Here is a 10,037-nt window from a genome sequence, read left to right as displayed (position 1 = left end):
CCTGCCGGCTGTGCGGGGCGGCAGACATCAGTACGCCCCAATCATTTTATCGTCAGCGGTGGTTTGGTCGGTTAGCAGCGTTTCCATAGGTGAATAGCAGCCTCTGGGCAGAGGAAGGGGTATCCGGTTTATACGCGGAGCAGGCGCAATACCACGGCCTTCAGGCCGTGGATACGCGCCGTCACTCAGTGACACATCCCACCGGCACCGACAGGGCCGGTATTTTACGTCAAACGCAGGCTTTAATACTTCCTATTTGCAACCAGTTAAATTCACCCGCAGATACAGTCTTGTGTCCGATTCAATTGTACAATCTCGTTGTGAGAACAGTCCTGCCTGGACACCCAAATCATAGACCTCAGTATGGCGCTGTCCGGCTACCTCGTATCCCTTTTCCTCAACATAAAATTGAATCGAACGCTCGATGGAGACGAAGCAGGCCTCGATGATGACCGTGAAATGGCCGTTGCGATCGAGCAAGAAGCCTGCAGCGTCAAGGAGGCGACATGCCTTTCGCAACTGGAGAACCGCTGCATCGGAGACGTGCTCGAGTCCGACCTCAGGAGTGGTAGGCTTTCTCTGGAAAGCGTCCTCTGCATCAGCAAGCGCCGTTTCCAGTTCTTTTGAAGTCATTCGTTTTTCCCTTCAAAGAGATCCCGTTTCACCTCATGCAGTATCGCACTCTCTTCGAGGATAATCCCCTCTTGAAAGATCGTTTGGAGATCTTCGCCTCGCCTACGAGCGCTCTCGGGAGATTCAACAAACACCTCAAATTCGTACCGCTGTCCTTCGATCGGTTCCGACTCGAGTTCTCTTATAATATCGGAAATCGCTCGTCGAGCGGTCACCAGCTCAGTATCATCGTCAACGAGTACAAGGATATCAATATCACTAACGCGATCGGCCTCTCCACGCGCTACGCTCCCGAAGCAAACAATCCCAGCAACTGATGCTACTCCTTCGCTAGTTCTGTCTATAAATCTCTGAAGCGGTTCTCGGAATTCTTTCTGCGGGATTTCGAGAAACGGGTCATCAATCTCCTGGAGTCGCTGCTCGTTGATTCGATAGAGTGTTTTGTTACCACTATCGCGTCTAATCACTAGGTCCATTGATTCAAGCAACGAGAGGGCCTTCGAAACACTGGGGCCGCCAAACCCAGTCATCTCTTGGAGGTCACGGTTTCCAAACTCAGTAGATGGATTCTGAGCGGTGAGCTCAAGGATATCATCCATTGCTTTGTATCTGAAAATCTGTTCCTCTGGTAGCGGTAGCCGCAGTTTGATATCCATTATTATGTCTCATGTAACGCGTTATACTACATATAACGATTTCTGATCTCAGCAGTAGAAGAGATCTGATTCTAGCTGGAACTCACTGGGGCTAGTTATCTGAATTTAGGCGCTAAGACCTCTTCCTCAGCGAGAATCGAAGGCTCGAGCAGGGAGGGGTCTTAGCGCCTAAATTTAGATAATGTCACGAACAAGCGACGGAGCGATTCGATAGGTTCATCCGCTTGTACAACCGGGTTATGCCATAGGCTTATGAAGTGCGTGAACAGGATCACAATAGATCGCACGCTCTGGGTCGTATTTGCTGTATTGTTTCTTGGAATGGTAGGATCAGCGTGGCTCCCGGTTGAACCGATCGTCTGGGGACTCCCGTTCTGGGCAGTAGTCGCACTGGTGATGATGGTCGTCACCGTCATCGTCGCCGGAGTCGCGGGCTGGTACTACGGATGGCCGAAAACGGGTGAGCCCCAATGAGCGATGTCGCACTCGTCGTCGTGACGCTCTATGCTGCTATAACACTCGGGATCGGCTGGTACGGCTACGTTCGAACCGGAAACACTCCCGCTGAGTACTTCCTTGCCGGCGGCACGCTCGGACGGATCGTCTTCCCGCTGTCAATGTTTGCGACGCTAATGAGCGCTTTTATTTTCCTGGGAAGCGCCGGCTGGGGGTACGAACATGGAATGGGCTGGTTCGCCCTACTGGGTGTGGAGGCGATCGCCGGCATTCCGTTGGCGCTGATTGGACTCAAGGTCTGGCGCGTCGGCCGCGAACACGGGGTCATCACGCCACCTGAGTTCGTCGGGCAGGCCTACGGGAGCGACGCCGCTAAACTGGCTGTGCTCGCCGTCCAGTTCGTCTGGGCTGTCCCGTACCTGGCGATTCAGGCAATGGGCGGCGGCCTTCTCTTCGAGACCATCACGGACGGCACGATCTCGTTCACACAGGGAGCGGTGCTGATTACGCTCGTTACCGCCGCCTACCTCACGATGGGTGGCTTGCGGAGCGTCGCCTGGTCGGATGTGCTCCAAGGAGTAGCGATGGTCGTTCTCCTTATCGCCGCGCTAGTCTGGCTTTACCCGGCGCTTGAGCCTGCTACGGCGACGCAGACACTTGTCGAGGAGACGGGCCACCTCGAACCCGCCGGTGATCTCGGCTTCTTCACACCCGGTATCTGGCTGTCGTTCCTACTGATGAACACCATGGCAATCATTGCCTATCCGCAGATGTTCCAGCGCTTTTTGGCCGCCGAAGATGAGCGGGCATTCCGGTCGCTATTGGTCTGGTGGCCGGCCATGGTCGTCGTTGCCGCCTTGATACCCGTCTTGCTCGGCGTTTGGGGTGCGGCGGCGATCCCTGGTCTCGAGAACCCAGACGCGATCATTCCCACACTGCTCGGCGAACACGTCCCTGCCGTCATCTTCGGCATCGTTATGGGTGGTGCCCTGGCAGCGATGATGAGCACCGCTGACAGTCTCGTGTTGACGCTCTCGTCGATCGTCTCGCGTGACCTCTATCGCGACCATGTGGCTCCCGATGCCAGCACCGCCCGAGAAACGCGGGTCGGACGTCTCACCGCCGTCGTCCTGCTCGGCGGTGGGCTCCTGCTCGCGCTGCCCCAGCAGGGGACGATCATCGAACTGGCAGTCTACTTCATCCAGGGTAACGCGCTCTTGTTGCCAGCGCTGATCGCGCCGCTGTACTGGGCGCGGGCTACCGCCACCGGGGCCCTCACTTCGATCGCGCTCGGACAGGGCTACTTCGTCGTTGCGACATTCGGGCCGCTCTCGGCGGAACCGTTCATGCCGTTCGTACCGGCGCTGGTACTGGCCTGTATTGGGTTAATTGTCGGCTCGCTGCTCTCACCCAAACCTGAACCGACCGAAATCACTGCAACGCTGCGCTCTGAGTCACAATTATGATCGAGACCGAGTTCACGAATCCGTACGCTAAAACGGACGCGACGCTCGACGAGTGGACGCGTCAAGTGATCGAGACCCACTTCGATCCCGAGACGGGAACGCCCTACTGGCTCGAATGGGCGGCCGAAAACGATATCGACGTCCGCACGGAGGTCGACGAGTTCGCGGACCTGCAGACCGTATTCGATCCGTTTGACGAATCGATCCTCCAAACGCTCCCGGTCGAGGAGTTTGCGCCGGCCTCACTTTTGGGCGATCGCCGCGTCTACGAGACCGGCGGCACCACCGGCGCGCCGAAGCGAGTGCTCATGCACGACTACTGGCGTGAGCAGGCACAGTGGACGGCCCGATTGCTCGAGCGCTGGGCGTTTCCGACGGGCAACGTCCTCGGATTGGCGCCGCCCGGCGGCGCGAACAATGCCGGCACCTTCGTCCAGCACCTCGCCCACGAGTGGGGTCGGCTCCCGTTTCACGTGACCATGGATCCCCGCTGGGTGAAACAACTCTCCAAACGCCCGCGACCCGACGAGTTCGACGCCTACGTCGATCACCTGCTCGATCAGGCAGAACGAATCCTCGAGACGCAGAATATTCGAGTCCTGTTCACGACCGCGCGACTGCTCGAGCGGCCGCGCGTCCGCGACCTCGTCGTCGAGTCGTCGATCGAGGGAATCGTCCACGGCGGGACGGCGCTCGACCGCGACACCCACCGTATCTTCCGAGAGGAGTGGTACGAAGACGTCACCCTCGTCGGCGAGTACGGCAACACGCTGATGGGCGTCGCACCCGAGGCGCCGCCCGAACTGCGGCCGCTCGACGATCGCGACTACCACCTCGATTACGTCCCCTGCTATCCGTACGTGATTCCGGAGATCGTCGGCGAGGACAGCGAGCCGGTCGACTACGGCGAGCGCGGCACGGTCCGCCTGACGGTGCTCACTGAAGAATTCCTCCTCCCGCTTCTAGGAGAGCGCGACGCCGCGATTCGGATTCGCGGTGAGGGCGACCTCCCGTGGGACTGGATCCGAACGCCGCGAACGAACGAACACGCCGTCGACGGTACTGTCGAGGGTGTCTACTGATGCTGCCACTGCTCTCCAGCGACGAACGCGAGACGACTCGCAGCGCGACCGTCGAGGGCCTCGACGGACCGATCTGCGAAGTGGCGCGGACGCCGCGAATTCGAGTTCACAACGCGCTCGAGACGGCTCGTCGGTACGGATTCGACGCGCTCCAGGAGACGCCCGTTCGCGAGCTACTCGATCGCGTCGCGGCTGCCGGACAGATCTTCCTCGGGGCGGGGGCGCCCGCGAACAGCGCCAGCCTAGATCCGTTCGATCAGTACCAGCAACGGGTCGTCGCGTCCACCGGACTCCCCGCGGGCTGGGTGCGCACGAGCGCCCACTGGCTCGCGTTTGGCCTTCGACACGCCGCCGAGTCGCTGCGGGCGCAGTCGCCGACGGGCGATCTCGAGGTGTACGACGATCCGGCCTACGTCCGCGAGACGGACGTCGGGCTGGCGTTCTCGCCGCGTGTTCGAACCCTCGGCACGACGATGCCCGCAAACGACCCCGCGGTGTACGCCTGGCCTGTCCTCGCGCTGGCGATGAAGATCCCTATCGTGCTCCGCCCCTCCGATCGGGACCCCTTTACCGCGATTCGGCTCGGACGCGCCCTGCGGGCTGCTGGCGTTCCCGCGTCCGTGGTGCACGTCCTGCCGGGTGAGCGCTTGATCGGCGAAATCGTCTGTCGAGAAAGTGATCACGCACTGGCGTTCGGCGGCGAGGCCGCAGTCGGCCAGTTCCGCGACGATCCGACCGTCGAAACCTACGGTCCCGGAGAGAGCGTCGCCGTCGTCGCGCGGGAGCCGACCGACCGGGAACTCGAGACGCTGGCCCGCGGCGTGACCCGCGCCGGTGGCCGCGCCTGCTTCTGCCTGACGCGCATCGTCGCGACCGGCGACTGCGACGCCGACGCGCTGGCTGACCGACTCGCCGAGCAGGTCGTCAATAGCGACACCGCGCGGTGCGGTCCGCTCACCGACGAACGAACGGGCGTGCCGGGATTCAACCTCGAACGCGCAGCACAGATTGACGACGCCGTAGGCGATCAGTCCGGCACCGACGTCACCGCCAGCCATCGAATCGAACCCCGCCTCGTTGAACGCGACGGCGTCGCCCGCCTCCTGCCGACCGTCCTCCGGACCGACGAGCTCGTCTCGGAACTCCCCTTCCAGTTCGCCGGCGTCACCCGCTGCGACGCCGACGATCTCCCAATACGGCTTGAGGGTGCCTACCTGGGGGTCGTCATCGGTGACGACGACCTTGAGCGGCGGTTCGTCCGATCGCCCGAGATCAGAAAGGTGTACGGCGGTCGCTATCCCGCCACTGTCGACCTTCGGGAAACTCACGAGACGTATCTTGCGTCGGTGCTCTACGAGACGACGACGTACGATCCCAGCTGACGCCGTCTCACCCGAGGGACATCCCGCCATCCACGTGCAGCACTTCGCCGGTAACGAACCGATGAGTCGCCAGGAACCGGACTGCTTTGGCGACTTCTTCCGGCGTCGCCTCGTAGCGATCGAGCAGCGTGTCGACGGTGTGGTGTCCCCTGAACTGTCGATCCTCCAGGAACTCGGTGACCTCGTCGTTCATCGGCGTGTCGACCGGACCGGGCGCGACGGCGTTGACGCGGATCCCGTCGGGGCCAGCTTCGCGAGCGAGCGAGCGAGTAAAGCCGAGCAGGCCGGCCTTCGACGTCGCGTACGTGGTATCGACTGTTCCCAACGCGGCTGAAACGCTGCTGACGTTGACCACGCTTCCGGAGTCAGCCTCACGCAGGTGATCGATCGCCGCTGACGTCACGTTGACGGCGCCCTCGACGTTGACCGCGAGCACGTGTCCGATCGATGTCGGCGCATCCTCGATCGGCGCTGGTTCGGTAACGCCGGCAGCATTCACGACGGCGACGAGCGGTCCCAGTTCCAGTGCGGTGTCGACGAGCCTGGCCGCATCCGTCGGATCGGAAACGTCTCCCTGTACCGTTGTCGCCGTCTGGCCGCATGATTCGACGTCGGCCACGCTCTCGTCCGCACCCGCTTTGTCGCCGTGGTACCCGACGGCGACGTCTAGGCCGGCCTGCGCGAGCGCTACGGCGCTCGCCCGGCCGATCGCACCTGAACCACCGGTCACGAGCGCCGTTCCATCAATATTCATGGTCGGTGACTCACCATACGAGGGATTAAGAGCACCGCTCTCAACGTAACCATCAGTATCAAGACATATATGTAACCCCGGGTCCACTTCCGGATCCGCATTCGGCAATCGTGGCGACGATGACGTAGATTCTCATGGACAAGAATCTTTGACCGACCCGCAAATACGTGAGAATCTGGACTACGGGAAGTACATGAACCGACGGCTTCACGCGTGGGCGTTCGCCCGTCTCCAGGGCCGTATCGAGGACAAGGCCACCGAAGCCGGAATTCCGGTCCGGTTCGTGAATCCGCGCTACACGTCCCAGACGTGCCACGAGTGCGGCCACATCGGCCGTCGTGGGTCGCAAGCGGAGTTCAAGTGTACGAACGACAACTGCCACGTAACAGAGTTCCACGCAGATATCAACGCAGCAGCGAATATCGCTGCTCGCGTAGATCCGTGGGGAGAGAGCGTTCCTTGGAAACCGGAACGCAATGACTTCTTGGAAGACTCCGTCTTCCAATGGTCGGAAAATCGGAGATTTTCCTCGACACCACGGAATGGGAGCGCCAGTGACAGCGCCACAGTCCACCGCGAGACGAGCGAGCAATCCTCGCAGATGACGCTCGCGGCCTATTCGGACTGAAACCTACGGCACAGCCGGAATCCCACTGTTGTGGGAAGCCTCGCCGTTTACGGCGAGGAGGATGTCATTCAGTACACCTATTTGTCAACGGCTCGTGAGAAACTGTATGGACGTCACGGACTATTTCGACGAGTTCACTCGTCGAGACTGGCAGACGACTACGGAAGGGACAGTCCGGATGGCCGTCGTCGGGCTTGGATCTTTCGCGCGCAATCGTGTTCTTCCGGTTTTCAGTGCCACCGAGTTTTGTGAGGTAACGCTGCTAGTAAGCGGGTCACCAACGAAAGCTGGGGCGGTCGCGGAGGAGTTCGCTGTGGATCGAGTCATCGGCTATGACGAATTTAACAGTGGTGTGGCGACAGACAGGTATGATGCCGTCTACGTTGCCACGCCCCCGGCGTTTCACCGCGAGTACACCGAGACTGCCGCCCGCCTCGGCAAACCCGTCCTGTGTGAGAAGCCGCTCGCGACGAACGTCCACGAGGCCGAGCAAATGGTCGAGGCTTGTGCCAACAGCGGTGTGACACTGATGACTGCCTATCGATTGCGAGCTGAGCCGGCCATCCGACGGCTACACGAACTGATCCAGGATGGTGTCATCGGTAACCCACGCCAGATCAAGGCTGGCTTCTCCTCACAGTTACTGGACAATGTCAGTCCCGACTCTTGGCGGTTTGATCCCGACATCGCTGGCGGAGGTGCGTTGATCGATCTCGGCGTGTACCCGCTGCATCTGACCCGCTTTCTGATCGACAGTACCCCCGATGCCGTGTGGGCGGAGACGACATCCCAGTCCCCGCAGTTCGACAGAGTCGAGGAACACGTCGTCGTCGAGCTTTTGTTTCCCAATGGACTGACTGCCTCTTGTACGGCCAGTTTAAATGCCCATCCCGACAATCGACTGCAAGTGCTCGGGACCGAGGGACAGGTACTCATCAGAGACCCGTTCAGCGGCAGGATGTCCCAAGAGTTGCTGGTTGAGCGCCACGACTCCCAGACGAAGTACGTTGGACCCTCCGTTGATGAAGTGCGCGAGGAGTTCGATTATTTTGCCCATTGCATTTTGACGAACGCCGACTGTGAAACGGACGGTGAAGAAGGGTTGACAGACCTACGTATCATCGAAGCTGCATATGAATCCGCCGAGACGGATAAACAGATTACCATATAACACAACGGCAGCTAACACGGAATTGAGTTTGACATCCACCCGCGCCTAAAGACGCGGGAATCCACGAAGTGGAGTTTGAGGTTCCGTGTTTCCTCGGGGTTCAAAGACACTTTCGCGTGACCCTTCGACGGTAGCCATCCAATTGTGACCGAGGATGTGCATTACAACAGGAACAGTCCTGTCAATGGGACCTTCCCATCCAGGCGTGCTGGACGTTTCGATGGGAATACCGCTTCCCTCCACGGTCGGGTATTCAGCCGACTGGGTACCACCATTCGCGTCTCCATTACGAGGACGTGGTGGATTGATTCTGGTTTTGTTACCCATCACGGTCGCTGGTCGAAGACCAGTTGACGGTGAAACCGTCGTGCCGTACGTGGGGAAGACCATCACCACGTAGTACGTTCGAACCCACATAATATTGACGGCTTCAAACACAGATGTGCTATCGTCGGTGGATCATGTCACTTAGTGACGGCGCGTATCCACGGCCTCAAGGCCGTGGCATTGCGCCTGTTCAACCTGTAACTGCCAGTACTGCCAGTAGGCCAGCGAAAATTACGACAGCAGCCACGGTCTGCTCGGCTCGTGTCGGGACAGAGTTCACGTTGTCCTCTTGCTTCATGTTAGTATACAAGATGTTACCACTCAGAATCGATCACCCTGCCATCACAGCATGACGTTAAGAGCGATCCCGCCGGCCGAACGCACTTTCCGTTCGCGGTCAATCGACACCTTATGCACGCACTCGCGTTCGATCTCGCCGCAACGGCTCCCAGCGTGGTCTCGGAATCGATTCCGAACTGGCTGGCGGCAACCCTCGTTGTTCTCGTCGCTTGGTACGGCTCGAGACTGGTCACCGAGGCGAGTCGACCGCAACTTCTCGAACGGATGCAGCGACGATCTGTCGCCGAGGTGCTGTTGCGAGCAGTTCGAGCGGCAGTACTCGTTCTCGCCGTCTTCGTCGTACTCGGTATCTACGGCGTCGAACTCTCCGACCTCGTGCTGTCGGCAACCATCCTCTCGGCCGTAATTGGCGTCACCCTAGCACCGGTCGCCAGCGACATCGTCGGCGGCTTCTTCATTCTCGCGAACCGACCATACGAGGTCAATGATATAATTGAACTCACCGATCGGGAGGAAAGCGGTTACGTCGTCGACGTTACGCTGCGGTACACGAAGATCCGCACCCTCGAGAACACCTTTCTGGTCGTTCCGAACTCGACGATCCGCGGTCGGGACGTCATCAACCTCTCGGCCGACGACGAGCGTACCCGCGTCTCGATCCCCTTTCTCGTTACCTACGAGGGTGATCTCGAACAGGCAGGGCTCTGCTCGAGGATGCCGCCGCGGGGATCGACGGCGTCGTTGAGGGCGGGCCGGGGATCGCGATGGGTGGGACGAAGTATCCCGCCCAGCCGCGGGCGTTCATCGAATCCTTCGCTGACCACGGTGTTCGGCTCCAGCTTAACTTCTGGGTCGAACGCCCCTACCTGCCACGGATGATGCGCTCGAAGATCCACGAGGAAGTCTGGGATCGGCTTGAGGACGCCGACGTCGAGATCGCCTACCCCCACACGCACCTGGTGTTCGACGAGACCAGCGGCACCGCCCGCGTTGCCGTCGACCGCGGTCGGGACGACGCGCGTCCCGAGACGGTGCTGCAGGACGGCGACAGTGAGGACGACCGCGGGACGACTGTCGCCGACTGATCAGCTACCACCCTAGTATGTGGAACCTAATGGCGAAGCAGCGATTGATTTCGTGAATCAGCGTGGCGAGTATGAAGGGGTCCCACAACCGGACCTC

The 10,037-nt window shown here is 60.2% G+C and carries 10 protein-coding genes and 1 pseudogene; 9 read left to right on the top strand and 2 right to left on the bottom strand.

Annotated features, from left to right (window positions below; translation table 11 throughout):
* Nucleotides 1-363: 363 nt before the first annotated feature.
* Complete coding sequence (locus GWG54_RS20725) at nt 364-627, top strand: hypothetical protein (protein ID WP_209438545.1); 264 nt, start codon at nt 364-366, stop codon at nt 625-627.
* A gap of 2 nt (nt 628-629) precedes the next feature.
* On the opposite strand, the gene GWG54_RS19970 is transcribed toward GWG54_RS20725, so the two are convergent.
* Entirely contained in the window at nt 630-1,289 is a 660-nt protein-coding gene (locus GWG54_RS19970) for a nucleotidyltransferase domain-containing protein (protein ID WP_167939394.1), read from the bottom strand.
* Between the two features lie 321 nt (nt 1,290-1,610).
* Between GWG54_RS19970 and GWG54_RS19965 the strand changes: the two genes are divergently transcribed.
* The 4 genes from GWG54_RS19965 to GWG54_RS19950 are packed head-to-tail and all read left to right on the top strand — an operon-like array spanning nt 1,611 to nt 5,675.
* On the top strand, nt 1,611-1,763 hold the full coding sequence (locus GWG54_RS19965) for a hypothetical protein (RefSeq protein ID WP_245242891.1): 153 nt from the start codon (nt 1,611-1,613) through the stop codon (nt 1,761-1,763).
* Nucleotides 1,760-3,211, top strand: coding sequence for a sodium:solute symporter (locus GWG54_RS19960; RefSeq protein ID WP_167939392.1), 1,452 nt, complete (start codon nt 1,760-1,762; stop codon nt 3,209-3,211). Before GWG54_RS19965 ends, GWG54_RS19960 begins: the two co-directional genes overlap by 4 nt.
* Nucleotides 3,208-4,293 (top strand): long-chain fatty acid--CoA ligase, encoded by a 1,086-nt coding sequence (locus GWG54_RS19955; protein WP_167939391.1) that lies wholly within the window; start codon nt 3,208-3,210, stop codon nt 4,291-4,293. Before GWG54_RS19960 ends, GWG54_RS19955 begins: the two co-directional genes overlap by 4 nt.
* Complete coding sequence (locus GWG54_RS19950; RefSeq protein ID WP_167939390.1) at nt 4,293-5,675, top strand: aldehyde dehydrogenase family protein; 1,383 nt, start codon at nt 4,293-4,295, stop codon at nt 5,673-5,675. Before GWG54_RS19955 ends, GWG54_RS19950 begins: the two co-directional genes overlap by 1 nt.
* Nucleotides 5,676-5,682: 7 nt before the next feature.
* On the opposite strand, the gene GWG54_RS19945 is transcribed toward GWG54_RS19950, so the two are convergent.
* Nucleotides 5,683-6,429, bottom strand: a complete 747-nt coding sequence (locus GWG54_RS19945) for an SDR family NAD(P)-dependent oxidoreductase (RefSeq protein ID WP_167939395.1) — start codon at nt 6,427-6,429, stop codon at nt 5,683-5,685.
* Nucleotides 6,430-6,592: 163 nt separating this feature from the next.
* On the opposite strand from GWG54_RS19945, the pseudogene GWG54_RS19940 reads away from it, so the two are divergent.
* From GWG54_RS19940 to GWG54_RS19925, 4 genes and pseudogenes are all read left to right on the top strand, one after another.
* Nucleotides 6,593-7,057 (top strand): annotated as a pseudogene (locus GWG54_RS19940) (transposase); the annotation flags it as partial.
* Nucleotides 7,058-7,163: 106 nt separating this feature from the next.
* Complete coding sequence (gene gfo6 / locus GWG54_RS19935) at nt 7,164-8,228, top strand: D-xylose 1-dehydrogenase Gfo6 (protein ID WP_167939389.1); 1,065 nt, start codon at nt 7,164-7,166, stop codon at nt 8,226-8,228.
* Nucleotides 8,229-8,966: 738 nt separating this feature from the next.
* Nucleotides 8,967-9,734, top strand: a complete 768-nt coding sequence (locus tag GWG54_RS19930; RefSeq protein ID WP_167939388.1) for a mechanosensitive ion channel family protein — start codon at nt 8,967-8,969, stop codon at nt 9,732-9,734.
* Complete coding sequence (locus tag GWG54_RS19925; RefSeq protein ID WP_167939387.1) at nt 9,734-9,940, top strand: hypothetical protein; 207 nt, start codon at nt 9,734-9,736, stop codon at nt 9,938-9,940. Before GWG54_RS19930 ends, GWG54_RS19925 begins: the two co-directional genes overlap by 1 nt.
* Nucleotides 9,941-10,037 lie beyond the last annotated feature (97 nt).

Source organism: Natronococcus sp. JC468 (assembly GCF_012163165.1).
Classification (GTDB): Archaea; Halobacteriota; Halobacteria; order Halobacteriales; family Natrialbaceae; genus Natronococcus; species Natronococcus jeotgali.
This window is presented reverse-complemented; position numbering and strand designations above follow the sequence as displayed.

What these genes read in the sequence shown, in the direction of transcription:
- GWG54_RS19930 (WP_167939388.1), top strand. Translation starts at nt 8,967, where the DNA reads ATGCACGCACTCGCGTTCGATCTCGCCGCAACGGCTCCCAGCGTGGTC.
- GWG54_RS19945 (WP_167939395.1), bottom strand. Translation starts at nt 6,429, where the DNA reads ATGAATATTGATGGAACGGCGCTCGTGACCGGTGGTTCAGGTGCGATC.
- GWG54_RS20725 (WP_209438545.1), top strand. Translation starts at nt 364, where the DNA reads ATGGCGCTGTCCGGCTACCTCGTATCCCTTTTCCTCAACATAAAATTG.
- GWG54_RS19970 (WP_167939394.1), bottom strand. Translation starts at nt 1,289, where the DNA reads ATGGATATCAAACTGCGGCTACCGCTACCAGAGGAACAGATTTTCAGA.
- GWG54_RS19965 (WP_245242891.1), top strand. Translation starts at nt 1,611, where the DNA reads ATGGTAGGATCAGCGTGGCTCCCGGTTGAACCGATCGTCTGGGGACTC.
- GWG54_RS19925 (WP_167939387.1), top strand. Translation starts at nt 9,734, where the DNA reads ATGCGCTCGAAGATCCACGAGGAAGTCTGGGATCGGCTTGAGGACGCC.
- GWG54_RS19960 (WP_167939392.1), top strand. Translation starts at nt 1,760, where the DNA reads ATGAGCGATGTCGCACTCGTCGTCGTGACGCTCTATGCTGCTATAACA.
- gfo6 (WP_167939389.1), top strand. Translation starts at nt 7,164, where the DNA reads ATGGACGTCACGGACTATTTCGACGAGTTCACTCGTCGAGACTGGCAG.
- GWG54_RS19955 (WP_167939391.1), top strand. Translation starts at nt 3,208, where the DNA reads ATGATCGAGACCGAGTTCACGAATCCGTACGCTAAAACGGACGCGACG.
- GWG54_RS19950 (WP_167939390.1), top strand. Translation starts at nt 4,293, where the DNA reads ATGCTGCCACTGCTCTCCAGCGACGAACGCGAGACGACTCGCAGCGCG.